The organism is Pseudomonas sp. PK-RTE-24, from assembly GCF_054052265.1.
Genome location: NZ_CM133224.1, coordinates 5,375,337 through 5,400,616, shown reverse-complemented (window position 1 = coordinate 5,400,616; position 25,280 = coordinate 5,375,337). Strand labels below are relative to the sequence as shown.

19 protein-coding genes and 1 other RNA gene are annotated in these 25,280 nt (G+C 62.0%); 13 read left to right on the top strand and 7 right to left on the bottom strand.

Annotation, left to right across the window (positions count from 1 at the left end):
* From smc to ACV8MC_RS24200, 7 genes are all read left to right on the top strand, one after another.
* Window positions 1-3,489 carry a chromosome segregation protein SMC gene (smc, locus tag ACV8MC_RS24230; protein WP_457263806.1) on the top strand — a complete coding sequence of 1,163 codons (3,489 nt, stop codon included), beginning with the start codon at window positions 1-3 and terminating at the stop codon, window positions 3,487-3,489.
* 259 nt (window positions 3,490-3,748) lie between these two features.
* On the top strand, window positions 3,749-4,612 hold the full coding sequence (zipA, locus tag ACV8MC_RS24225; RefSeq protein WP_305382552.1) for a cell division protein ZipA: 864 nt from the start codon (window positions 3,749-3,751) through the stop codon (window positions 4,610-4,612).
* 162 nt (window positions 4,613-4,774) lie between these two features.
* On the top strand, window positions 4,775-7,132 hold the full coding sequence (gene ligA / locus ACV8MC_RS24220) for an NAD-dependent DNA ligase LigA (RefSeq protein WP_457263804.1): 2,358 nt from the start codon (window positions 4,775-4,777) through the stop codon (window positions 7,130-7,132).
* A gap of 275 nt (window positions 7,133-7,407) precedes the next feature.
* Window positions 7,408-8,571, top strand: a complete 1,164-nt coding sequence (locus tag ACV8MC_RS24215) for a zinc-binding metallopeptidase family protein (protein ID WP_457263803.1) — start codon at window positions 7,408-7,410, stop codon at window positions 8,569-8,571.
* Window positions 8,572-8,702: 131 nt separating this feature from the next.
* An RNA gene (gene ffs, locus ACV8MC_RS24210) (signal recognition particle sRNA small type) lies at window positions 8,703-8,799 on the top strand.
* Window positions 8,800-9,001: 202 nt separating this feature from the next.
* Window positions 9,002-9,502, top strand: a complete 501-nt coding sequence (locus tag ACV8MC_RS24205; protein ID WP_457263801.1) for a hypothetical protein — start codon at window positions 9,002-9,004, stop codon at window positions 9,500-9,502.
* Window positions 9,503-9,538: 36 nt separating this feature from the next.
* Window positions 9,539-11,506 (top strand): hypothetical protein, encoded by a 1,968-nt coding sequence (locus tag ACV8MC_RS24200; RefSeq protein ID WP_375123352.1) that lies wholly within the window; start codon window positions 9,539-9,541, stop codon window positions 11,504-11,506.
* 20 nt (window positions 11,507-11,526) lie between these two features.
* Here ACV8MC_RS24200 and ACV8MC_RS24195 read toward each other — a convergent pair whose 3' ends face one another.
* Entirely contained in the window at window positions 11,527-12,276 is a 750-nt protein-coding gene (locus tag ACV8MC_RS24195) for a substrate-binding periplasmic protein (RefSeq protein ID WP_095180855.1), read from the bottom strand.
* A gap of 145 nt (window positions 12,277-12,421) precedes the next feature.
* On the opposite strand from ACV8MC_RS24195, the gene dnaX reads away from it, so the two are divergent.
* From dnaX to ACV8MC_RS24170, 5 genes are all read left to right on the top strand, one after another.
* Entirely contained in the window at window positions 12,422-14,506 is a 2,085-nt protein-coding gene (gene dnaX, locus ACV8MC_RS24190; RefSeq protein WP_457263800.1) for a DNA polymerase III subunit gamma/tau, read from the top strand.
* Between the two features lie 66 nt (window positions 14,507-14,572).
* Window positions 14,573-14,911, top strand: coding sequence for a YbaB/EbfC family nucleoid-associated protein (locus ACV8MC_RS24185; protein WP_003223337.1), 339 nt, complete (start codon window positions 14,573-14,575; stop codon window positions 14,909-14,911).
* Between the two features lie 260 nt (window positions 14,912-15,171).
* Window positions 15,172-16,206 (top strand): NADP-dependent oxidoreductase, encoded by a 1,035-nt coding sequence (locus ACV8MC_RS24180; RefSeq protein ID WP_236169138.1) that lies wholly within the window; start codon window positions 15,172-15,174, stop codon window positions 16,204-16,206.
* A 66-nt stretch (window positions 16,207-16,272) separates the two neighbouring features.
* Window positions 16,273-16,875, top strand: coding sequence for a recombination mediator RecR (gene recR / locus ACV8MC_RS24175; RefSeq protein WP_016773861.1), 603 nt, complete (start codon window positions 16,273-16,275; stop codon window positions 16,873-16,875).
* A 192-nt stretch (window positions 16,876-17,067) separates the two neighbouring features.
* Window positions 17,068-18,216, top strand: coding sequence for an acyl-CoA dehydrogenase family protein (locus ACV8MC_RS24170; protein WP_150741394.1), 1,149 nt, complete (start codon window positions 17,068-17,070; stop codon window positions 18,214-18,216).
* 110 nt (window positions 18,217-18,326) lie between these two features.
* Here ACV8MC_RS24170 and ACV8MC_RS24165 read toward each other — a convergent pair whose 3' ends face one another.
* Both ACV8MC_RS24165 and fnr read right to left on the bottom strand, forming a co-directional pair.
* Entirely contained in the window at window positions 18,327-18,875 is a 549-nt protein-coding gene (locus ACV8MC_RS24165; RefSeq protein WP_024012326.1) for an adenine phosphoribosyltransferase, read from the bottom strand.
* Window positions 18,876-18,950: 75 nt separating this feature from the next.
* Window positions 18,951-19,685: a fumarate/nitrate reduction transcriptional regulator Fnr gene (fnr, locus tag ACV8MC_RS24160; protein ID WP_016773865.1), complete on the bottom strand. Its 735-nt coding sequence runs from the start codon at window positions 19,683-19,685 to the stop codon at window positions 18,951-18,953.
* Window positions 19,686-19,839: 154 nt separating this feature from the next.
* On the opposite strand from fnr, the gene ACV8MC_RS24155 reads away from it, so the two are divergent.
* Window positions 19,840-20,322, top strand: a complete 483-nt coding sequence (locus ACV8MC_RS24155) for a hypothetical protein (RefSeq protein ID WP_150741395.1) — start codon at window positions 19,840-19,842, stop codon at window positions 20,320-20,322.
* Here ACV8MC_RS24155 and hemN read toward each other — a convergent pair.
* The 4 genes from hemN to ACV8MC_RS24135 all read right to left on the bottom strand — a co-directional run bounded on the left by hemN (window position 20,319) and on the right by ACV8MC_RS24135 (window position 25,261).
* Entirely contained in the window at window positions 20,319-21,701 is a 1,383-nt protein-coding gene (gene hemN, locus ACV8MC_RS24150; protein ID WP_236169137.1) for an oxygen-independent coproporphyrinogen III oxidase, read from the bottom strand. The genes ACV8MC_RS24155 and hemN overlap by 4 nt on opposite strands.
* 197 nt (window positions 21,702-21,898) lie before the next feature.
* Window positions 21,899-22,582, bottom strand: coding sequence for a sulfite exporter TauE/SafE family protein (locus ACV8MC_RS24145; RefSeq protein ID WP_041479091.1), 684 nt, complete (start codon window positions 22,580-22,582; stop codon window positions 21,899-21,901).
* Window positions 22,575-22,787 (bottom strand): cbb3-type cytochrome oxidase assembly protein CcoS, encoded by a 213-nt coding sequence (gene ccoS / locus ACV8MC_RS24140; RefSeq protein WP_039763029.1) that lies wholly within the window; start codon window positions 22,785-22,787, stop codon window positions 22,575-22,577. The genes ACV8MC_RS24145 and ccoS overlap by 8 nt, the downstream gene beginning before the upstream one ends.
* Window positions 22,788-22,810: 23 nt before the next feature.
* Window positions 22,811-25,261: a heavy metal translocating P-type ATPase gene (locus ACV8MC_RS24135; RefSeq protein WP_457263797.1), complete on the bottom strand. Its 2,451-nt coding sequence runs from the start codon at window positions 25,259-25,261 to the stop codon at window positions 22,811-22,813.
* Window positions 25,262-25,280: the final 19 nt, after the last annotated feature.

The window sequence follows — 25,280 nt, the reverse complement described above, 5'->3', positions numbered from 1 at the left end:
GTGCGGCTGAAGTGCATCAAACTGGCGGGGTTCAAATCCTTCGTCGACCCGACCACGGTGAACTTCCCCAGTAACATGGCGGCGGTCGTCGGGCCAAACGGTTGCGGCAAGTCGAACATCATCGACGCCGTGCGCTGGGTGATGGGCGAAAGTTCGGCGAAGAACCTCCGTGGCGAGTCGATGACCGACGTCATCTTCAACGGTTCGACCAGCCGCAAACCGGTAAGCCAGGCGAGCATCGAACTGGTCTTCGACAACTCCGACGGCACGCTGCTCGGCGAATACGCGGCCTATGCGGAGATTTCCATTCGCCGCAAAGTTACCCGCGACAGCCAGACCACTTATTATCTCAACGGCACCAAATGCCGTCGGCGCGACATCACCGATATCTTCCTCGGCACCGGCCTCGGCCCGCGCAGCTACTCGATCATCGAACAGGGGATGATCTCCAAGCTGATCGAATCCAAGCCGGAAGACCTGCGCAATTTCATCGAAGAAGCGGCGGGCATCTCCAAGTACAAGGAGCGTCGCCGCGAGACTGAAAACCGCATCCGCCGCACTCACGAGAACCTCGCCCGCCTGACCGACCTGCGCGAAGAGCTGGAGCGCCAGCTCGAACGTCTGCACCGTCAGGCCGAGGCCGCGAAAAAGTATCAGGAACTCAAGGCCGAAGAGCGTCAGCTCAAGGCGCAACTGTCGGCGCTGCGCTGGCAGGATCTTAACGAGCAGGTCGGCCAGCGCGAGTCGATCATCGGCAATCAGGAAGTCAGCTTCGAAGCGCTGGTCGCTGAACAGCGTAACGCTGATGCGGCCATCGAGCGCCTGCGCGACGGTCACCACGACCTGTCCGAACGCTTCAATCTGGTGCAGGGCCGCTTCTATTCGGTCGGCGGCGACATCGCCCGGGTCGAGCAGAGCATTCAGCATGGCCAGCAGCGGTTGCGCCAGTTGCAGGACGATCTGAAAGAAGCCGAGCGCGCGCGTCTGGAGACCGAATCGCACCTTGGCCACGACCGCACGCTGTTGCTGACCCTTGGCGAAGAGCTGGACATGCTCACCCCCGAGCAGGAAGTTACCAGCGCCGCCGCCGAGGAAGCCGCTGCGGCCCTCGAAGAAGCCGAAACCACCATGCACGGCTGGCAGGAGCAGTGGGATGCTTTCAACCTGACCGCTGCCGAACCGCGCCGTCAGGCTGAAGTCCAGCAATCGCGAATCCAGCAGCTGGAAAGCAGCATGGAGCGTCTGGCTGACCGACAGAAGCGCCTCGCTGAAGAGCGCGGGTTGCTGTCCGCCGACCCGGAAGACGCGGCGATCATGGCGCTCAATGAGCAGCTCGCCGAGTCCGAAGCGACTCTCGAAGATTTGCAGACCAGCGAAGAAGCGCAGGTCGAAAAGCTCGAACAACTGCGTCAGGAATTGCAGCAGGCGTTGACCGCCCAGCAGCAGGCGCAGGGCGATCTGCAGCGGCTCAACGGGCGTTTGGCATCGCTGGAAGCCTTGCAGCAGGCCGCGCTCGATCCCGGCACTGGCACTGCTGAATGGTTGAAGGAACACAACCTCGCCGAGCGTCCGCGTCTGGCCGAGGGCCTGAAGGTCGAGGCGGGTTGGGAGCTGGCGGTGGAAACCGTGCTTGGCGCCGATCTGCAAGCGGTGTTGGTCGACGACTTCAGCGGTTTTGATTTGTCCGGTTTCACCCAAGGCGACTTGCGTCTGCTCAGCCCGGCCAGCGATGGCGTGCGAGTGGCGGGCAGCCTGTTGGATAAAGTCGAGGCGCAGATCGATCTGTCGCCGTGGCTTGGTCAGGTCAAACCAGTCGACAGCCTTGAACAGGCACTGGCCTTGCGCGGTCAGTTGAGCGCCGGGCAGAGCCTGATCAGCCGCGATGGCTATTGGGTGGGTCGACACTTTTTACGCGTACGTCGCGCCAGCGAAGCGGAAAGCGGCATGCTCGCCCGTGGCCAGGAAATCGAAGACTTGCAGCTTGAACGCGAAGAGCGCGAAGCCACCGTCGAGGCCATGGAAACCCGCCTGCAAACCTTGCGCGCGCAACAGCGCCAGCAGGAAAACGGCCGCGAACATCTGCGCCGCTTGCTGCAGGACGAAGCGCGCCAGCAAGGCGAACTGAAAGCGCAGTTGTCCGCCGGTAAGGCCAAAGCCGAACAGCTGACATTGCGCCGCACCCGTCTCGATGAAGAACTGGTCGAACTCGCCGAACAGCGCGAGCTTGAGCACGAACAGGTCGGCGAAGCGCGCATGCAATTGCAGGAAGCGCTGGACGCCATGGCGCTCGACACCGAGCAGCGCGAGTTGCTGCTGGCCCAGCGCGACAGCCTGCGCGAGCGCCTTGATCGCGTGCGTCAGGAAGCCCGGCAGCACAAGGATCACGCCCATCAATTGGCCGTGCGTCTCGGCTCGCTGCGTGCCCAGCACGATTCCACCCGGCAGGCGCTGGAGCGTCTGGAAATGCAGGCCGAACGCCTGACTGAAAAGCGCGAACAGTTGAGTCTGAATCTGGAGGAGGGCGAGGCACCGCTGGAAGAGTTGCGCCTCAAGCTCGAAGAGTTGCTCGACAAGCGCATGACCGTCGATGAAGAACTCAAGACTGCGCAGATCGCCCTGGAAGACGCCGATCGTGAATTGCGCGACGCGGAAAAACGCCGCACCCAGGCCGAGCAGCAATCGCAGTTGATTCGCGGCCAGCTCGAACAACAGCGCATGGAATGGCAGGCGCTGACCGTACGGCGCAAGGCTTTGCAGGATCAACTGCTCGAAGATGGCTACGATCTCAACGGTGTGCTCGCCACATTGACGGCGCAAGCCAGTGAACGCGAGGCCGAAGAAGAACTCGAACGCATCAACGCGCGGATTCAGCGCCTGGGTGCGATCAACCTCGCGGCCATCGATGAATACACGCAACAATCGGAGCGTAAACGTTATCTGGATGCGCAGGACGCCGATCTGGTCGAGGCGCTGGAGACCCTGGAAAACGTCATCCGCAAGATCGACAAGGAAACCCGCAACCGTTTCAAAGATACCTTTGATCAGATCAACGGCGGTTTGCAGGCACTTTTCCCGAAAGTTTTCGGTGGCGGGCGCGCGTATTTGGAACTGACGGGCGAAGATCTACTCGATACAGGGGTGACGATCATGGCGCAGCCGCCCGGGAAGAAGAACAGCACCATCCATTTGCTCTCCGGCGGCGAAAAGGCCCTGACTGCACTGGCCCTGGTTTTTGCCATCTTCAAGTTGAACCCGGCGCCGTTCTGCATGCTCGATGAGGTTGACGCGCCACTGGATGACGCTAACGTTGGACGCTACGCACGCCTGGTCAAAGAGATGTCGCAGACCGTGCAGTTCATCTACATCACCCACAACAAGATCGCCATGGAAATGGCCGAACAGTTGATGGGCGTGACGATGCATGAGCCGGGCTGCTCGCGACTGGTGGCGGTGGATGTCGAGGAGGCGATGGCGATGGTGGATGCCTGAGTCGGTGTGATGTCGGAATAGTTTTGGAGGTCTGTAGGACTTTTTACTGACATCGGCTGGATGGCCAATCGACATATTCGCGCAAGCCAAATGAGACAGACGGTGTAAAGTTGTCTTTGGTCGTGCTAGTTTAATGTCAATTTTTCGTATACGTGGGCAAAACGCCTGTCAGAACATAGAGTTGGCGCCACGTTTTAAAGCGGTTTACGCAGTGTAAACCCCTTATTTTTCAGCATTTTTTATAGAGGCACGGGATTACATGGAAATCGGTCTGCGCGAGTGGCTGATCGTCATCGGCATCATTGTGATAGCCGGTATTCTTTTCGATGGCTGGCGCCGTATGCGCGGCGGCAAGGGAAAGCTGAAATTCCGTCTCGACCGGAGCCTGTCCAATCTGCCGGACGAGGACACCAGCGCCGAGCTGTTGGGCCCGGCCCGCGTCCTGGATACGCACAAAGAGCCGCAACTGGACGAGCACGATCTGCCGTCGGTGAGCATGCCCAACCGCGAAGCCCGCGAGCCGCGTGAATCCGGTTCGAAACGTGCCAAGCGCGGCAGCAACGGCCCGGCGCAGGGCGACTTGAACCTCGACCTCGATCTGGACGGCGGCCCGAGCTTCAGCAGCCGTGACGACGATTTCGCCGAAGACAGTAAGCCTGCAGCGGCCGTGGCGGAAAAAGATCAGCCGCAAGCCGAAGAAGTCCTGGTGATCAGCGTGATCTGCCGCGACCCGGCCGGCTTCAAAGGCCCGGCGCTGTTGCAGAACATTCTCGAAAGCGGCCTGCGTTTCGGCGAGATGGACATTTTTCACCGCCACGAAAGCATGGCCGGCAACGGCGAAGTGCTGTTCTCCATGGCCAACGCGGTCAAGCCGGGTATCTTCGATCTGGACGACATTGACCACTTCAGCACCCCGGCGGTGAGCTTCTTCCTCGGTCTGCCAGGCCCGCGTCATCCGAAGCAGGCCTTCGACGTGATGGTCGCGGCAGCCCGCAAGCTGTCCCAGGAATTGAACGGCGAATTGAAAGACGATCAGCGCAGCGTACTGACCGCGCAGACGATTGAGCATTACCGTCAGCGCATCGTCGAATTCGAACGCCGCGCATTGACCCAGAAGCGCTAAGGCCAGATCAAAAGATCGCAGCCTTCGGCAGCTCCTACAGAGGATCGCGATACTGTAGGAGCTGACGAGTGCAACGAGGCTGCGATCTTCTGGCCCCGCCGCCGATAATGGAATAAAACTGGAGCAGCCTCGGCTGCTCTTTTGCTTTATGAGAGAACACCCATGACCGCCGCCAAAACCCGCATTCTAGAGCTGCGCGCTGAGCTGGATCAGCACAACTATCGCTATCACGTTCTCGACGAGCCGAGCATTCCCGATGCCGAATACGACCGCTTGTTTCACGAGCTCAAGGCACTGGAAGCGGCCAACCCGGAACTGATCACCAGCGATTCGCCGACCCAGCGCGTCGGTAGCATGGCGTTGACTGCGTTCACTCAGGTGCGTCACGAAATCCCGATGCTCAGCCTCGGCAACGCCTTCGAAGAATCCGACATGCGCGAGTTCGATCGCCGCGTCAACGAAGGCCTCGACGTGCCGGCCGGCGATCTGTTTGGTGGCGGCGCGGCGGTGGAATACAGCTGCGAGCCGAAGCTTGATGGCCTGGCGGTCAGCCTGCTGTATCAGGATGGTCTGCTGGTGCGCGGCGCCACCCGTGGCGATGGCACCACCGGCGAAGACATCAGCGTCAACGTGCGCACTGTGCGCAATATTCCGCTGAAGCTGCATGGCGAAGGCTGGCCGGCGACGCTGGAAGTGCGCGGTGAAGTGTTCATGTCCAAGGCCGGTTTCGAGCGCCTCAATGCTTCGCAGCTGGAAATCGGCGGCAAGACCTTTGCCAACCCGCGCAACGCGGCAGCAGGCAGCCTGCGCCAGCTCGATTCGAAGATCACCGCCAATCGTCCGCTGGAATTCTGTTGCTACGGCATTGGCCAGGTGTCCCACGATATTGCCGACACCCACATCGGAAACCTCAAGCAGTTGCAGAAGTGGGGCATGCCGATCAGTCACGAACTGAAGCTGGCCAAGGGCATCGACGAGTGTCTTGAGTATTACCGCGACATCGGCGCGCGCCGTGACTCGCTGGCCTATGAAATCGACGGCGTGGTGTTCAAGGTCAACAGCATTGCCGACCAGCGTGAACTGGGCTTCCGCGCCCGCGAGCCGCGCTGGGCGATCGCACACAAATTCCCGGCGATGGAAGAACTCACCGAGCTGCTCGACGTGGAATTCCAGGTCGGCCGCACCGGTGCGGTAACTCCCGTGGCGCGCCTGAAACCGGTGAAAGTCGCCGGCGTCACCGTGGCCAACGCCACGTTGCACAACATGGACGAAGTCGCGCGGCTGGGCCTGATGATCGGCGATACGGTGATCATCCGCCGCGCCGGCGATGTGATTCCGCAAGTGGTGCAGGTAATCACCGAGCGTCGCCCCGATGACGCGCGCCCGGTTGCCATTCCTCAACGCTGCCCGGTGTGCGGCTCGCACGTTGAACGCACGCAACTGGTCAAGCGCAGCAAGGGCAAGGAAACCTTCAGCGAAGGCGCGGTCTATCGCTGCGTCGGCCGACTGGCCTGCGGTGCGCAACTGAAACAGGCGATCATCCACTTCGTCTCGCGTCGGGCCATGGACATCGAAGGCTTGGGCGACAAGAGCGTCGAGCAACTGGTCGACGAAGGTCTGGTCAGTTCGCCGGCCGATCTGTATGCGCTGAAGTTCGACGACATCGTCGATCTGGAAGGCTTCGCCGAGGTATCAAGCAACAAGCTTCTCAAAGCCATCGAAGACAGCAAGCAACCGAGCCTGGCACGTTTCATCTACGCCCTCGGCATTCCCGATGTCGGCGAAGAGACGGCGAAGGTGCTGGCGCGTTCGCTGGGTTCACTGGAGCGCGTGCAACAGGCTTTGCCGCATGTGCTGACCTATCTGCCGGATGTCGGCCTGGAAGTGGCGCACGAGATCCACAGTTTCTTTGAGGATGCGCACAACCAGCAGGTCATCAGCGAATTGCTCGGCCATGGTTTGCAGATTCAGGATCAGGGCGAGTTGGGCGCCGAATTCGCCGCCAGTACCACGTTGGGCGGCTTGCTCGACAAACTGCACATTCCTTTCGTCGGCCCCGGTGGTGCGCAGAAACTCGCCGATCGCTTCGGTTCGCTGGAAGCGGCGATGAACGCTGACTGGCTGGACATGCGCCAGGCATTGCCGGAGAAGCAGGCCAACTCGGTACGCGAGTTCTTCGCCTCGCCTGAGCATCGGCAACTGGCCGAGCAGGCCGAGCAGCAATTGCGCGATTTCGGCATGCATTGGCAGAGCGAGAAGAAAGTCGTCGAAGGTCTGCCGCTGTCCGGGGAAACCTGGGTGCTGACCGGCAAGGTCGAACTGATGAGCCGGGATGTGGCCAAGGATCATCTCGAAAGCCTGGGTGCCAAGGTCGCCGGTTCGGTGTCGGCGAAAACCCATTGCGTGGTCGCAGGCCCGGGTGCCGGCTCGAAACTGACCAAGGCCAACGAGCTGGGTGTGAAGGTCATGGACGAGGAAGCGTTTATCGCCTTCCTCAAAACCCACGGCGTCGCTGTCTGACCGGATGAACCCCTGTGGCGAGGGGATTTACCCCTCTCCGGATGGACACCTGTGGCGAGGGGATTTATCCCCGCTGGGTTGCGCAGCGACCCCAAGACCCTGCGACCGATCATTTCATCTGTATCGCGTGTACGGTTTTTTGCGACTGCTGCGCAGTCGAGCGAGGATGAATCCCCTCGCCACAATGGTGCTATCACCCGGCTGCGCGGTTATGGGTGGGAACGATGTTGTCTTCAGAATGATCTAGTCTTGGCCAGTCCCAGGGAGAGATCGCCATGCACCGTTTTTTCGAGCAGCTCAGTTCCCGCATCATCGCGCCGTTCGTGGCCGGATCCTCGCGCAACAGCAAAGTCTGGCCGTGCCGTTGCGGCCAGTCGCTGTTCTTTCGCAACAGTCAGTGCCTGGCCTGTAACGCCTTGCTTGGCTATCAACCTGAACAAAGTCGACTGACCTCGCTGCAGCCGGGGCCGGAAGAGGGCACCTGGACGCTCGACGTCGATCCCGACGCCGGACTGTTCCGCCGCTGCGCCAACCTCGACATGCCCGCCGCGTGCAACTGGCTGCTGCCGGCCAACGATCACGACACCTTGTGCATCGCTTGCAGCCTTAACCGCACCATCCCTGATCTCTCCGTCGCGGAAAATCCCGAACGCTGGCGCAAGGTCGAAATCGCCAAGCGTCGACTGGTCGCGCAACTGATCACCCTCGGCTTGCCGGTCATCCCGAAAACCGTCGACGAAGAAACCGGATTGGCTTTCGACTTCATCGGTGTCGACCTCGAAGGCAACGCGCCGATGACCGGCCATGCCAACGGCCTGATCACCCTCGACATCAAAGAGGCCGACGATGCGCATCGTGAGCAGGTCAGGGCGGCGATGCACGAACCTTACCGCACGCTGCTCGGGCATTTTCGCCATGAGGTCGGCCACTACTACTGGGATCGCCTCATCGCCAACGGCCCTTGGCTGGAGGCGTTCCGTAATCTGTTCGGCGACGAACGCGCCAGTTACGCCGACGCGCTGGACCGGCACTACCAGCAAGGCGCACCGCTGGACTGGCCGCAGCACTACGTCAGTGCCTACGCGACCATGCACCCGTGGGAAGACTGGGCGGAAACCTGGGCGCACTACCTGCACATGATGGACGCCGTGGATACTGCGCTGGGCTTCGGCATGAGCGCGCGGGAAATGGACTTTGACTATCAGCCGTTTCCGACCAGCACCCTGTACGACCCGGAGCACCCCGGCGGTGGCGCTTTCCTGTCATTCGTCAATGCGTGGATCGAGCTGGCGGGCATGCTCAACGAACTGTCGCGCAGCATGGGCCAGCCGGATTTCTATCCGTTCGTACTGCCGGCAGCGGCGATCGCCAAGCTGCACTTCATTCATCTGGTGATCCAGCAGGCGGGCGGCAGGGCGGATGAGGTGCTGGCCTTGTAGGTGTCGCAGGCCGTGATGTTTATGTCCTTGAAGCCGTTCAGGTTTTTTATCTGCAACCAACGGTTGTAACTTCATCTCAGACAGGTACAATGGCGCGGCTCGCCGACAGGCAAGCGTCGTTATGGTGACCCCATCGGTCCCCCCGCAACGATTACCCGTGAACCTGGTCAGATCCGGAAGGAAGCAGCCACAGCGGGAACATTGTGTGCCGGGGTGTGGCTGGTGGGGGCACCACCTTAACGAACCTACCGAGAATTCAGAGAACTGCATGGGTTTGCCCACTGCGGTTTTTTTATGCCTGCGATTTGGCTAGTGGCGTTGCTCCGCCATCAGAAACGCGCGGATCAGCAGCACAGCGCCCCGGTACCCGTGCGGCTGTTGAAGGCGAACAGTGGCATACTCCCTCGCCTGGCATTGAGAGGTAAGGCAAGTGGGTGAAATTGACGATCTGACCCGGGAAAAGCTGCGCGAATGGCAGTTACGTCGTCTGGAAGTCAAAGCACAGATGCAGGATCAGCCCGAGCGCACGCTGGAACTGTCGCGAGTGCTCGACCTGATGGATGAAGAACACGCTGCGATTCTGGCGGCATCTGCTGTTTTCAACGCGGCAGAAGAGCCTGAACAGTCGGTCCCGGTGGAGGCACAATCGGCGATCGTCGAGCACGCATCAGACTCGCTGACCGCAAAGTACGACCTGCAGCTGCAAGCCACCGCGCAAAACCCTGAACACCTGCGCAAACTGCTGGAAATGGCGCTCTACGAAGTGCAGGCGCAGATCGATGCGGCGGCGGTGGCCAGCGGCACTGAACGACGCGGCATGTCCGGCACGCTCGGCGACTACTCCTTCGAGCTGCGCATCAGCCCCGAGGCCGGCAGTGAAGGAAACTTGCCGCAGTCCCATGAAATGCCCGACGAGAATGACCAGGACTGATCTGGTGTTGTATTAAGGCCCAGGCGGCGAGGTTGTATGCACCCGGAACATTTTGATTTGGCCACCCCGGTATTTCTGCCCATCACCCATGATGTGTGTACGGCGCTGTTGCAGCCCGAGGGTGACGCGACACTCGCCAACCTGAGCGACCCGGAACTGGCGGCGGTGCTGGTCATCCAGAACCTTGCCCAGGCCACGGAAAAGGACCTGAGCGCCAGCGCAGCGGAGAAAATTCTCGCCAGACTCATTGACTGGTCTGTCACCTCCCGGCGCTCCGGATCTGCGGGACTGCTTGCAGAGGCGCGGCGTCTTTTCGATTCGCGCAAATTGTATTTCGGCCTCAATGCGCTCAAAGGCCTGAACCTGCGCTTTCTCATGGCCGATGAAGTCGCCGCACAGGAATATCTGTTGCCCGGCGGGCAGTGGGATGTGGACTACAAAATTCGCCATCAGCAACAGAACAATCCGTTCAGCCAGCAAATGGTCACGCCACGCGAGCGCGAGCACTGGTTAAGCGCGGCGCAGGACAAGCTGCTGCGAACCTTCCGTGCCAACCTCGACGAAGACCTGCACGTGCAGGGTTATGCGGGCATCGGCAAGAGTTACATGCTCAGCGCGCTGATCGAATGCCTGCGCTCGAAACGCACCCTGGTACTGGCGCGCACCCCGGCGAAACTGGCGACGTTGCGCAAGCACATCGTGCAGGTGCACGACACGGAAATTGGCCAGACCTTCTACGATTTTGCCCAGGCCCAGTTGCTTGGCCCCCGATCGCACATGGCCAGGACGCCAGCGCGGATCCCGAGCAGGCAGGCGCTGGCGCAGGAACTGAATATGTTCGGCTTTCGCCACCACGATGGGCAGGGCACTCTGGAGGTTTGTCTGCGCGTGCTGGAGCTGTATTGCGCCTCAAGAGATCACACGCTATCCGCCAGGCACCTGCCGCATTTTCAGCAGCCGTTGACCGGCGCAGACTCACAGGCGCTGCTGGAATATTCCAGTCGCCTGTGGGTATATCTCGAGGCCAATCCGTCGTGGGCCAGCCAGAGCGGTTTTCCGACGTTGCTCATGATCAAGCGCGCCAGTCTGGCCGGTTGCCGCGTGCCGCCGCGCTACACCCATGTGATCATCGACGAAAGCCAGGACGTGCCGGCGTCGCTGCTGCAAATCATCGAGCGCGGGCAGCAGGTACTGATCACCCTCGGCGATGAGTATCAGCAGGCCACGGGCGAGGCGCCCAAGCGCAAGCGTGAAGTTCGTCAGAGCGATATCTGCTATTCGGTGCGTTCGGGGCGCAATGTCGAGCGCCTGGTCAATCCGCTGATCTCGCGCCACACGCACAAGAGCAAAGTGCCGTTCGAAGGCGCTCGTCACGCCGACGTCGATATCGAGTACTACCCGCAAGCCTTCGTGCCGCCCGAAGGTTGCGTGGTGCTGACCGCGTCACCCTGGGACACGATGATGTGGGCCATCCATCTGCACGACTCCAGTTGCGCCTTCAGTTTTCCCGACCGGGAAGCGCAGGACGACATCAAGCATTTCATGACCACCGCCATCGAGCTGTTCCGCCGCGATTTCTACAACGCCGGGTCCAGCGAGAAAGGACCGCACCCGTATTTCAGCGACATGGCTGATTGGCAGCAGGTGCGCGCCGCCAACCAGTTCGATGAAGCTTTCTTGTGGATCGAGGCGCAGTTGCAAAACGGCTTCATGATTGCCGACCTGACTCGCCTGAGCCAAAAGATCATCGAGCCAGGCAAAGCCTGCCTGTTGATGATGGCCGAGCGGGCTGGCGGCATGGAGTTCAAGCGCGTGCTGTTGACCCGGACGTTGCTCAGTAACGAGAAATTCAAGGATGCCTACGAGTTCGATCAGCGCATCTGTGCCGTGTACATCGCCGTGTCCCGTGCCCGGCAGCAGCTCTATCTGCCTTACGACGTGGTCGAGTGGATCGATTATCACCACAGCCGCGAGCCGAAATTCCGCGAGTCGCACGGTTATTGACCAGGCCAACCCTGTGGGAGCTAGGGTGTGGTTGAAGAGGCGCCGGTGTACAACCGGATAATGTCGTCGATCTCGCCGGACATTTTCATGCGCAGCAGCGTGCGCAGGATCCGCTGCACCGGCACGTTCGGGTCGTTCCTCACATAGCAGCCGATATTCTGTTCCTGCAGCACCGCGACCCCCTGCAACTGCTGCTCCGGCAGCAGGCGTTGATTGATCCAGTCCAGGGTCCACTGATTGCTCACCGCATAGCGGTATCGCCCGGCCAGCAGCTTTTCCAGTACCTGCTCCTGATTGCGCGCGTCTTCGCGTTGCAACTGATCAGCGTCGAACAGCGGTTGCAGGGTAGGGTAGCTGTAACCGAGGACGGTGCCGATGGCCTGGCGCGGCAGCCGGGCGGGATCGATCTGCGCCGGTTGTTCCTTGCGGCTGATCAGCAGGTCGCGCTGAAACCACAACGGCACGCTCCAGATGTAATCGCCGGACTGATTCGGCAGCCACGACTGTGCGGCATAGCAGCGCACGTCGATGTCGCCGTGCTCCATGGCGCTCTGTACCCGCGCGCGCGGCAGGACGACGAATTGCGCTGGCGCGCCGACCTGGGTCGCCAGGCTGAGCAGGGCGTCGTGCAGGATGCCCTGGGTCGGTCTGCCGCTTTGCAGTTGCATCATCGGCATCGCCCAACTGTCCGGCACGGCGAAGCGCAACGGCGCTTGCGCTGCCATCGCGTTGAGGCTGATACCCAGCAATGCCGCCACGGCCCACCGCATAGACGCTCCGGTAATTCCCCATCCCGAGCTGATAAAAGCCTCTGCTGATAGAGCTTAGCCATATTAGACGAGGACACCGGATGCAATTTTGCCCTTGCTCCGCTAGCATTAGCCGCTTCTGCTTCCTTCGCTGCGACGGTTTTCGATGAGTTATCAGGTTCTTGCACGTAAATGGCGTCCACGCTCGTTCCGCGAAATGGTCGGCCAGACCCATGTGCTCAAGGCTCTGATCAATGCCTTGGACAGCCAACGGCTGCACCACGCCTACCTGTTCACCGGGACGCGCGGGGTCGGCAAGACCACCATCGCGCGGATCATTGCCAAGTGCCTGAACTGCGAGACAGGTATCACCTCCAGTCCCTGCGGCGAGTGCTCGGTGTGCCGCGAGATCGATGAAGGCCGTTTTGTCGACCTCATCGAGATCGACGCCGCCAGCCGCACCAAGGTCGAAGACACCCGCGAACTGCTCGATAACGTGCAGTACGCGCCAAGCCGTGGGCGCTTCAAGGTCTACCTGATCGACGAAGTGCACATGCTTTCCAGCCATTCCTTCAATGCGCTGTTGAAAACCCTCGAAGAGCCGCCGCCCTACGTCAAGTTCATCCTGGCGACCACCGATCCGCAGAAACTTCCGGCAACGATTCTTTCGCGCTGCCTGCAGTTCTCCCTGAAGAACATGACGCCCGAGCGTGTGGTCGAGCATTTGACCCACGTCCTGACCGCAGAAAACGTACCGTTCGAAGACGATGCACTGTGGCTGCTTGGTCGCGCTGCTGACGGCTCGATGCGCGACGCCATGAGCCTGACCGATCAGGCCATCGCGTTCGGTGAAGGCAAGGTCCTCGCGACCGACGTGCGGGCCATGCTCGGCACGCTGGATCACGGTCAGGTCTATGACGTGCTGCATGCGCTGATCGAGGGCGATGCCAAGGCGCTGCTCGAAGCCGTGCGTCACTTGGCCGAGCAAGGTCCGGACTGGAACGGCGTGCTCTCGGAAATTCTTAACGTGCTGCACCGCGTGGCCATCGCTCAGGCGTTGCCGGAAGGGGTCGACAATGGCCACGGCGACCGTGATCGCGTATTGGCCCTGGCCCAGGCGTTGCCGGCCGAAGACGTGCAGTTCTATTACCAGATGGGCCTGATTGGTCGCCGCGACTTGCCGCTGGCGCCGGACCCGCGTGGCGGTTTCGAGATGGTCTTGCTGCGGATGCTCGCGTTCCGCCCGGCGGATACGGCGGACGCGCCGAGGCAACCGCTAAAGCCAGTGGGGATCAGCCAGGCCACAGTTGATTCCGCAAACTCAGTGGCTGCCGCGCCGAAGCCTGCGCCGGTGGTCGCTGCGGCTGCTGCGCCAGCACCCGCGCCCGCACCGTTAGCAGCGCCTGCTGCCGAGCCAGAACCGGTTGTGCCGGTTGTCGAAGCGCACCCGGAGCCTGAGCCAGTCGCCGTCGAAACCATGGTCGATCTGCCGTGGAACGACCCGGTGGAAGCCGAGGCCGAGCCTGCGCCCGTTCAACAACCCGCCGTCGAGCCGGTATTGGAAACCGCTGGCGAGCAGCCCGAGCTGCCGCCGATGCCGCTGCCGACCCCGGACAGCGTGGTGCCGGATGCGCCGGAGTGGGCCGCTGCGCCAATTCCCGAGCCGTCCGTCGCCGAGGTCGATGCCGCTACGCCGGGCATGGACATGGACGACGAACCGCCGCTGGATGAAGACTACATCGAGCCGGACATGGATTCGGCCTACAGCTACCTCGACGAACTGGCCAGCGAACACGCCGCCGATCCCGAGCCTGAGCCCGAGCCGGAACCTGCCGCCGCGCCGGCCACCGGCCTGGCCCTGCAATGGCTGGAGCTGTTCCCGAAGCTGCCGATTTCCGGCATGACCGGCAGCATCGCCGCCAACTGCACGTTGATTGCGGTCGACGGCGATCATTGGTTGATGCACCTCGATCCGGCCCACAGCGCGCTGTTCAACGCCACGCAACAGCGTCGTCTCAACGACGCGTTGAACCAGTTCCACGGGCGCACGCTGACGCTGACCATCGAGCTGATCAAGCCCGAACAGGAAACTCCGGCCCAGGCCGCCTCGCGCCGCCGCGCCAATCGCCAGCGTGAGGCGGAGGAATCGATCCACGGTGATCCGTTCATCCAGCAGATGGTTCAGCAGTTCGGCGCGGTGGTGCGAAGCGATACTATTGAACCTGTCGACGCCTTGGTCACCCAAGGCTAATAACTGAAGGTGCTCGGCCTCGATGGCCGGGCGCTGTTTTATCCAAGTACGTTTGAGGTGATTCCCATGATGAAAGGTGGCATGGCCGGCCTGATGAAGCAGGCGCAGCAGATGCAGGAAAAAATGGCCAAGATGCAGGAAGAACTGGCCAACGCCGAAGTCACCGGCAAGGCCGGCGGCGACATGGTCACCGTGGTGATGACCGGTCGTCACGACGTTAAAAGCGTGAGCATCGACCCAAGCCTGGTCGAAGGCCTGAGCGAAGACGACAAAGAAATGCTGGAAGCCGTGGTCGCTGCCGCCGTCAACGACGCCGTGCGCAAGATCGAAGCCAACAGCCAGGAAAAAATGGGCAGCATGACCGCCGGCATGAACCTGCCGGCGGGTATGAAACTGCCGTTCTGATTCGCCATTGCGCGGCAGATGAGCTACACAAAATGCCAGGCATTGTGCCTGGCATTTTTGTTTCTGCCTGATGGGCATGTGCCGCAGACTGACGCTTTCGCGAGCAGGCTCGCTCCCACAGGGATTGCATTTCCAAGTGTGGGAGCGAGCCTGCTCGCGAATGAAGTCACCTCGGCACAACTGAAGAAACATCGAACACACCACCGCTACCAAGGTCTGCTCCCTATACACCGAATTCCCCATTCACAGGAGACGCTGACATGTCCGACCCTCTCACCCTCAATCAACGCTTCGTCCTCGCCTCGCGCCCGAGCGGCGCGCCGACCCCGGAGAACTTCCGTCTGGAGCGCGAGGCGCTGCCGGATCTGCAGGACGGTCAAGTTCTGCTGAAAACCCTGTACCTGTCACTCGACCCGTACATGCGCGGGCGCATGAGCGACGCTCCGTCCTACGCTGCGCCAGTGCAAATCGGCGAAGTCATGACCGGTGGTGCGGTCAGCCGGGTCGAGCAGTCCAATCATCCGAAATTTCACGTAGGTGATCTGGTGGTTGGCGCCACCGGTTGGCAGAGCCACAGCATCAGCGACGGTCGCAACATCATGCCGATCCCGGCCGGCCTGCCGAGCCCGTCGATGGCCCTCGGGGTGCTGGGTATGCCGGGCATGACCGCCTACATGGGCCTGATGGACATCGGCCAGCCGAAAGAGGGCGAAACCCTGGTGGTGGCCGCGGCGTCCGGCGCCGTCGGCTCGGTGGTCGGGCAAGTGGCGAAGATCAAAGGCCTGCGCGCGATCGGTGTGGCCGGTGGGGCCGAGAAGTGCAAATACGTCGTTGAGGAGCTGGGTTTTGATGCCTGCATCGACCACAAGGCCGATGACTTTGCCGAGCAACTGGCCAAAGCCTGTCCCAACGGCATCGACATCTATTACGAGAACGTCGGCGGCCATGTCTTCGACGCGGTCTTGCCGTTGCTCAACCCCAAGGCGCGCATCCCGTTGTGCGGCCTGATCGCCGGCTACAACGCCGCCGAGGCGCCGACCGGCCCGGATCGTCTGCCGATGCTGCAACGCACTTTGCTCACCAAGCGTGTGCGGATTCAGGGCTTCATCGTCTTCGACGATTACGGTGATCGTCAGCCGGAATTCATCAGCCACATGGTGCCGTGGGTACGCGACGGCAAGGTGAAGTTCCGCGAGGACGTGGTCGAAGGCCTGGAGCAGGCGCCCGAGGCGTTCATCGGTCTGCTGGAAGGGCGCAACTTCGGCAAACTGGTGGTCCGGGTCGCCCAGGACTGAGGATTTGACGCTGGCCAGAGGCGCGGGTATAAACCGCGTCTCGTTGTTTAGTCGGACTGTTTACCCATGAGCTTCAGCCCTTTGATTCGCCAACTGATCGACGCTCTGCGCACCTTGCCAGGCGTGGGTCAGAAAACCGCTCAGCGCATGGCGTTGCAGTTGCTCGAACGTGATCGCAGCGGTGGCACCCGTCTGGCCCAGGCCTTGAGCCAGGCCATGGAAGGCGTTGGCCATTGCCGCCAGTGCCGCACGCTGACCGAAGACGACCTCTGCCCGCAATGCGCCGACCCGCGCCGCGATGACACGCTGCTCTGCGTGGTCGAAGGGCCGATGGACGTTTATGCGGTGGAGCAGACCGGCTTCCGTGGCCGCTATTTCGTGCTCAAGGGGCACTTGTCGCCGCTGGATGGCCTGGGGCCGGAAGCGATCGGCATTCCGCAACTGATGGCGCGGATTGAAGAGGCGGGGACCTTTACCGAAGTCATCCTCGCCACCAACCCGACAGTGGAAGGCGAGGCGACGGCGCACTACATCGCGCAGTTGCTCAACAACAAAGGCCTGGTCGCCTCGCGGATTGCCCATGGCGTGCCGCTGGGCGGTGAGCTGGAGCTGGTCGATGGCGGCACGCTGGCGCATTCGTTTGCGGGGCGTAAACCGATTTCCCTCTGAATTTGCGGCGTCTGAACTGACGCCTTCGCGAGCAGGCTCGCTCCCACAGGGGATTTGTGAACGACACAAAACCAATGTGGGAGCGAGCCTGCTCGCGAATGGCGCACCACGGTCCATCTGATTCACACAATTTCATTGATAACCAAGCAAGCGCTCGGTTAACGTCGGCGAACCCCTCCGTGGAGCTCGCCCATGCCTGCCTTTCAGGAATACTTCGACCCCAGCCACCAATTGGTCCGCGACAGCGTCAGACGTTTTGTCGAACGCGAGATCCTGCCGGACATCGATCAGTGGGAAGAAGCCGAAAGCTTTCCCCGTGAGCTGTACCTCAAGGCCGGTGCGGCGGGCATTCTCGGTATCGGCTATCCCGAGGCGCTTGGCGGCAGCCATGAAGGCGATCTGTTCGCCAAGGTCGCCGCCAGTGAGGAGCTGATGCGCTGTGGCTCAGGCGGGCTGGTGGCGGGGCTGGGTTCGCTGGATATCGGCCTGCCGCCGATCGTCAAATGGGCGCGGCCTGAAGTGCGAGAGCGGGTCGTCCCCCAAGTGCTCAGCGGCGAAAAGATCAGCGCCTTGGCGGTTACCGAACCCGGTGGCGGTTCCGACGTCGCCAACCTGCAAACCCGCGCCGTGCGTGACGGCGATTTCTACCGGGTCAGCGGCAGCAAGACCTTTATCACCAGCGGCGTGCGCGCCGATTTCTACACCGTCGCGGTGCGCACCGGTGCGCCGGGGTTTGGCGGCATCAGTTTGTTGCTGATCGAGAAGGGCACGCCGGGGTTCAGTGTCGGTAGGCAGTTGAAGAAAATGGGCTGGTGGGCGTCGGACACGGCTGAATTGTTCTTCGACGATTGCCGCGTGCCTGTAGGAAACCTCATCGGCGCCGAGAACATGGGCTTCGCCTGCATCATGGGCAATTTCCAGAGCGAACGCCTGGCGCTGGCGCTGATGGCCAACATGACGGCGCAATTGGCGCTGGAGGAGAGCCTGAAGTGGGCGCGCGAGCGTGAGGCGTTTGGCAAACCCATCGGCAAGTTTCAGGTAATCAAACATCGGCTCGCCGAAATGGCCACGGCGCTGGAAGTGTCGCGGGAGTTCACATATCGGCAAGCAGCGAAAATGGCGGCGGGGCAGAGCGTGATCAAGGAGATTTCCATGGCGAAGAACTTCGCCACCGACACCTCGGACCGGATCACCACCGAAGCCGTGCAGATCCTTGGCGGGCTCGGTTACATGCGTGAAAGCCTGGTGGAGCGGCTGTATCGGGATAATCGCATTCTGTCGATTGGCGGCGGAACGCGGGAAGTGATGAACGAAATCATCAGCAAGCAGATGGGGCTCTAAGTCCTGCGGTGTAGCTGCCGGCCCCTTCGCGAGCAGGCTCGCTCCCACAGTTGAAATGCATTCCCCTGTGGGAGCGAGCCTGCTCGCGAAAGCGGCCTGTCAGACGCTGTTTATTTATCGGTCAACGCAAACTGCGTCAGGCAGAACGTCGGAATGCCCATGTCCTGCAAGCGCTGCGAACCTTGCAGCTCTGGCAGGTCAATGATCGCCGCCGCTTCATGCACCCGCGCGCCCATGCGGCGAATCAGGTTGGCCGCTGCGATCAGCGTGCCGCCGGTGGCGATCAGGTCATCGAACATCACCACCGAATCGCCTTCACACAGGCTGTCGGCGTGCACTTCCAGGAACGCTTCGCCGTACTCGGTGGCGTAACCTTCGGCCAGTACGTCCGCCGGCAGTTTGCCTTGCTTGCGGAACAGCACCAGCGGCTTGTTCAACTGATAGGCCAGTACCGAACCGATCAGAAAACCACGGGCATCCATGGCGCCGATGTGGGTGAAGTCGGCTTCGACGTAGCGATGGGCGAAGCTGTCCATCACCAGGCGCAGGGCCGTCGGCGACTGGAACAGCGGGGTGATGTCGCGAAAGATCACGCCCGGTTTCGGGAAGTCGATCACGGGGCGGATCAGAGATTTGATGTCGAAGGAGTCGAAGACCATCGGGGTGTCCTGGCAGGGCTGCAAACGGCGCAGTATACCCGCGGCTGAAACGATTCGCTCAACCGCGGGTCGTGATCAGCCTTCGATCGAACCGCCGGCCAGCGCGCACAGCTGAATCGGGTCGAGGATATGGATCTCCTTGCCCTCTGCGGCAATCAGCTCGTTCTGCTGGAAACGGGTGAACACCCGCGACACGGTTTCCACCGCCAGGCCCAGGTAGTTACCGATTTCATTGCGCGACATGCTCAGGCGGAACTGGTTGGCCGAGAAGCCGCGAGCGCGGAAGCGTGCCGACAGGTTGACCAGGAAAGTAGCGATGCGCTCGTCAGCGGTTTTCTTCGACAGCAGCAGCATCATTTGCTGGTCGTCACGAATCTCGCGGCTCATCACCCGCATCAACTGGCGGCGCAGTTGTGGCAATTGCAGCGCGAGTTCATCAAGGCGCTCGAAGGGGATTTCGCAGACCGAAGTGGTTTCCAGCGCCTGGGCCGAGACCGGGTGTTTTTCGGTGTCCATGCCCGACAGTCCTACCAGTTCGCTCGGCAGGTGGAAACCGGTCAGCTGTTCTTCGCCGGCATCGCTCAGGCTGAAAGTTTTCAGCGCACCAGAGCGGACTGCATAAACGGAATCAAAGGTGTCGCCCTGGCGGAACAGGAATTCGCCTTTCTTCAGCGGGCGGCCGCGTTTAACGATTTCGTCGAGCGCATCCATGTCTTCCAGATTCAGAGAAAGTGGCAGGCAGAGCGGGGCCAGGCTGCAATCCTTGCAGTGGGCCTGGTTGTGAGCGCGCAGTTTGACTGGCTCGGACATTTCTTCAATCCTTGTGGGAAAACACACATAAGCCGTAAGGGTAACCCACGGGAGGACATTCAGGCCAGCACGTGGCGGCGTTGTCCTACAGACATAAAGCCGCAGCACCGGCGGCCGATAACCCGCTATCAGCACTCAACCAAGGAAGGCCCCGATGACCGCCATTGGTACGCTAAGCCCCGGCAGCAGCGGCGTTGCTGCTTCGCCGGAGATGACCAGCACCGACGCTGCAATCGATCGCGATGAAGACTTGTCGCACACGGCAACCCCGACCTTGGTCGAGGGCGTCAAAGTGTCGCTGTCCGGCGCGGCCATCGCCAAATCCGCCGCTGTCGGCGGCGAAAACAGTGACATCGACAACAGTGGCTTGCCGGAGAACATCCAGCAGTTGCTGAAGATGATTCGCAAGATCCAAAAAGAAATCATCGAGAAAAAAGCGCGCATGGCGGCGGTCATGTCAGACAGAACCCTCTCCACCGAGGAAAAGATCAACAAGCTCGCCGCACTGCGGGGCGCCATCGCCGCCCTCAACAGTGGCCTGATCACCGCCAACCTCGCCCTGTCGAAAGTCATGAACCAGTCGGCGCTCAATCCTGACCAGAACCTCAAAGTCGGCTCGTTGCTGACCAAGCCTTAAATCACCCGCGAGAAACGCTGGCGGTTCTGCTGCTCCAGGTACGCATCAAAGACCATGCACACCGAGCGCACCAGCAATCGGCCCGCTGGCAACACCTCGATGCGCTCGCGCTCGAGTCTGATCAGGCCATCCTCGGCCATACCTTGCAACTGCGGCCAGAGCGCGCCGAAGTAGCCTTGAAAATCGATGTTGAACTGCTGCTCGATCTCGGCGAACTCGAGTTTGAAATTGCAGATCAGCTGCTGAATCACTGCGCGGCGCAAGCGGTCGTCGGCGTTGCACACCAGACCGCGACTGGTCGCCAGCTGCGCGCTGGCCAGGCTGTTCTGATACGCGTTGAGGTCGCTGCTGTTCTGGCAGTACAGATCGCCGATCTGGCTGATCGCCGACACGCCCAGGCCAATCAGGTCGCAATGGCCGTGGGTGGTGTAACCCTGGAAGTTGCGTTGCAGGGTGTGCTCTTCCTGGGCAATCGCCAGTTCGTCATCAGGCAGGGCGAAGTGGTCCATGCCGATGTAACGGTAGCCGGCAGCGGTCAGTTGCTCGATGGTGCGCTGGAGCATTTCCAGCTTGTGCGCCGGGCTCGGCAGTTCGCTGCTGTTGATTCGCCGTTGCGGCATGAAGCGTTCCGGCAGGTGCGCGTAGTTGAATACCGAGAGGCGATCCGGTTGCAGGCTGATCACTTCCTCGACGGTGCGGGCGAAATTGTCGGGTGTCTGCTTGGGCAGGCCATAAATCAGATCGATGTTGATCGAGCGAAATTGCAGGGTTCGCGCCGCATCGATCACCGCGCGGGTTTCTTCCAGGCTTTGCAGGCGATTGACCGCGCGCTGCACCGCCGGGTCAAGATCCTGCAGGCCAATGCTGACCCGGTTGAAACCCAGTTCGCGCAGCAGGCCCATGGTCGACCAGTCGGCTTCGCGCGGGTCGATTTCAATGCCGTAATCGCCGGAATCATCGTTGAGCAAATTGAAATGCTTGCGCAGGTGCGCCATCAGCTGTCGCAGTTCGTCGTGGCTGAGAAAAGTCGGCGTGCCGCCACCGAAATGCAGCTGCTCGACGGTTTGCGCCGGGTCGAGGTGGCAGGCAATCAACTGGATTTCCTGTTCGAGCCGTTGCAGGTACGGTTGCGCGCGGCCGCGATCCTTGGTGATGACCTTGTTGCAGGCGCAGTAGTAGCAAATGTTCGCGCAGAACGGCACATGTACGTACAGCGACAACGGCCGCTGGGCCTTACGGCTGTCGCGCAGGGCATGGAACAGGTCGAAAGTGCCGACCTGCCCGTGAAATTGCACGGCAGTCGGGTACGAGGTGTAGCGTGGCCCCGCCAGATCGTAGCGGCGGATCAGATCAGAGTCCCAACGAATGGCGTCGAGCATGCGGGCATTCCCCCGGATAGGCTGGCAGTGTGGCGAGTCTAGGGGAGTGCGTTACAGGGCATCTTGATTTGCATCAACGGCGAGGATTTGTGTTGTTCGTGCGGGCGTCTTCGCGAGCAGGCTCGCTCCCACATTGGATTTGCAGCGTACTCAAGACCTGTGGGAGCGAGCCTGCTCGCGAAGGCCGCGCCACACATTTAATGGCCCATGAGCCAATGCTGATGCGGGCCGGGAAGGGTCCATAAGCCGAACAGAATCACCAACAACCCGCCGGCCATGCGCACGCTGCGTTTGCGCAGGATCGCCGTGACCCGCTCAGCCGCCAGCCCGGTGGCGAGCAGTACCGGCCAGGTGCCGAGGCCGAAAGCGAGCATCAGCAACGCACTGTCCAGCGCATTGCCCTGACTCGCGCTCCACAGCAAGGTGCTGTAAACCAGCCCGCACGGCAGCCACCCCCACAGCGCACCGAGCAGCAAGGCACGCGGCAGGCTGGAAACCGGCAGCAAACGATTCGCCACGGGTTGAATAAAACGCCACAAGCCACGCCCGAGCGCTTCGATACGGGTGAGCCCGCTCCACCAGCCGGCGAGGTACAAACCCATGGCGATCAGCAGCAAACCGGCCAGCACGCGCATGAACAGCGCCGCCGGGCTGTTGGCGACGGCCCAGCCGGCCAGACCGATGAGCAGTCCCGCCGTGGCATAACTGAGAATCCGCCCGAGGTTGTACGCCAGTAACAGGCGAAAGCGCCGGCTGCGCTGCTCCTTGGGGATCGCCAGGGTCAGCGCGCCCATCAGACCGCCGCACATACCCAGACAGTGGCCGCCACCGAGCAGGCCGAGGATCAGCGCCGAGACCAGCAGCGGCGCCAGTTCAAGCATGGGGTGGCGCCTTGTCGTCCGGTTTGCCGGCGTTGGCTTCGTCCACCGCAGCGGTGTGGTTGGGGTCCTGATCGTCAAAAAGGATGCTGTGTGCCGGGCCGTCGAGGTCGTCGTACTGACCGCTGTCCACCGCCCAGAAGAAGATGTACACGGCGATGGCGACGATGAGCAAGGCAGCGGGAATCATCACATAGAGAGCTGGCATCGGTAACTCCAGGCCCGCGCGGCTCAGGCCGGCAGCGGGCGGGTTGCTGTTGCGGTGCTGGCGGCCGGTGCGCTCGGCAGACGAGTCAGGCGCAGGGCGTTGAGCACCACGGTCAGCGAACTGATCGACATGCCGACCGCCGCCCACACCGGAGTGATCCAGCCGAGGGCGGCGAACGGCAACATGAGGCCATTGTACAGCGCCGCCCACAGCAGGTTTTCGATGATTACCCGGCGCGTGCGTCGCGCCAGCGTGAAGGCTTGCACCAGAGCGTCAAGGCGGTTGGACAGCAACACTGCATCGGCGCTGGTTTTCGCCAGATCGGTGGCCGAGCCCATGGCCACGCTGATATCGGCCGCAGCCAGCACCGGCACGTCGTTGACGCCGTCGCCGAGCATCAGCACCTTGCGCCCTTCCTTGTGCAGTTGTTGCAGCACTTGCAGTTTGTCATCCGGGCGCAAGCCGCCACGGGCCTCGTCGATGCCCAGTTCGGCGGCGACACTGGCGACCATCGGCGAACTGTCGCCGGACAACAGCAAGGTGCGCCAGCCCCGCGCTTTGCAGGCCGCGAGCAGGGCGGGGGCATCGTCACGCAGGCGATCGTCGAGGACGAACCATGCCAGCGGCCCCTGAGTGTCGGCGAGCAGCAACCATTGTCCGGCTTCATCAGGCATTGACGGCAGCGCCGCGCCGCTCAGGGCACAGGCGAACGGCGCCTGACCGATGCGCAAGCGTTGCTCACCGACCACGCCTTCAAGGCCCAGACCGGGTGTGCTGTGCACGTCCTCGGCGGCCAGCGGCGCGCGACCGAAAGCGCGGGCGATCGGGTGTTCCGAGCGGTTTTCCAGCGCAGCGGCGAGGCTCAGGCATTGCTCGCTGTCGAGCGCGCCGAGCGGGCGAATCGAGCGCAGCACCAAGCGGCCTTCGGTGAGCGTACCGGTCTTGTCGAAAATCACCGTGTCGATCTGGTTCAAGCCTTCCAGCACATGGCCGCGGGTCAGCAGCAGGCCGAGTTTGTGCAGGGTGCCGGTGGCGGCGGTGAGGGCGGTCGGCGTCGCCAGCGACAGCGCGCACGGGCAGGTCGCCACCAGCATGGCGAGGACGATCCAGAACGCCCGTGAGGAATCCAGTTGCCACCACAGCACGCCGATCACTGCTGCGGCAATCAGCGACAGCAGCAGGAACCATTGCGCGGCGCGGTCGGCGATTTCGGCCAGACGCGGTTTCTCCGCCTGAGCGCGATCAAGCAGGCGCACGATCGCGGAGAGACGCGTGTCCTGTCCCAGCGCCTGCACTTGCACGGTCAATGCGCCTTCGACATTGAGCGTGCCCGCAGTAACAGCATCGCCGAGCGTGCGTGGCTGCGGCAGGTATTCGCCAGTCAGCAGCGATTCGTCGATGCTCGACTGACCGTCGATGATCTTGCCGTCAGCCGGCAGAATCGAGCCCGGCTGCACCAGAATCCGCTCACCCACACGCAACTCGCTGAGCAGGATGCGTTCGCTCTGGCCAACGCTATCCAGGCGCAGGCACGAGGCCGGTAACAGGTTGACCAATTGCGCGGTGGCAGCAGCGGTGCGTTCGCGGGCGCGGCGTTCCAGATAGCGTCCGGCGAGCAGAAACAGCGCGAACATGCCGACTGCATCGAAGTACAGCTCGCCGACCCCGGTGATCGATGTCCAGATCCCGGCGATGTAAGCGCTGCCGATCGCCAGTGAAACAGAAACGTCCATGGTCAGGTGGCGCGTACGCAAATCGCGCATCGCGCCTTTGAAGAACGGCGCGCAGCTGTAGAACACGATCGGTGTGGTCAGAAACAGCGCGACCCAGCGCAGGATCGTGTGCAGCTCGGGACTGAGGTCGATGTTGAATTCCGGCCAGGTAGCCATGGTCGCCATCATCGCCTGAAACCACAGCAACCCGGCGACGCCGAGCTGGCGCAGGGCCAGGCGATTCTCGCTGGCCAGCTGTTCGCTGGCGCGGTCGGCCTGGTACGGGTGGGCGGCGTAACCGATGTGGCGCAGCTCGGCGAGGATCTGGCTCAGCGGCAATTGTGCGTCGGCCCAGCGCACATGCAGGCGATGGTTGGACAGGTTCAACCGCGCTTCGGCGACGGCGGGCAGGGTGCGCAGGTGTTTCTCGATCAGCCAGCCGCAAGCGGCGCAACTGATGCCTTCCATCAACAGCGTGGTTTCAGCCAGATCGCCTTCGTGGCGCACGAAGGGCTGCTGCACGTCGGCGCGGTCGTACAGCGCCAGTTCATCGCTCAGTTGCACCGGCAGCGCTTCGGGATTGGCCGACGCTTCGCTGCGATGCTGGTAGTAGCTTTCCAGACCACCGGCGACGATGGCTTCGGCCACCGCCTGACAGCCCGGGCAGCAGAACTCCCGGGCCTGCCCGAGGACGACGGCGGTGAAGCGGCTGCCGGACGGGAGGGGCAGGGCGCAGTGGTAGCAGGGGATTGGACTGGTCATGGCATTGATGAGGGTGTGA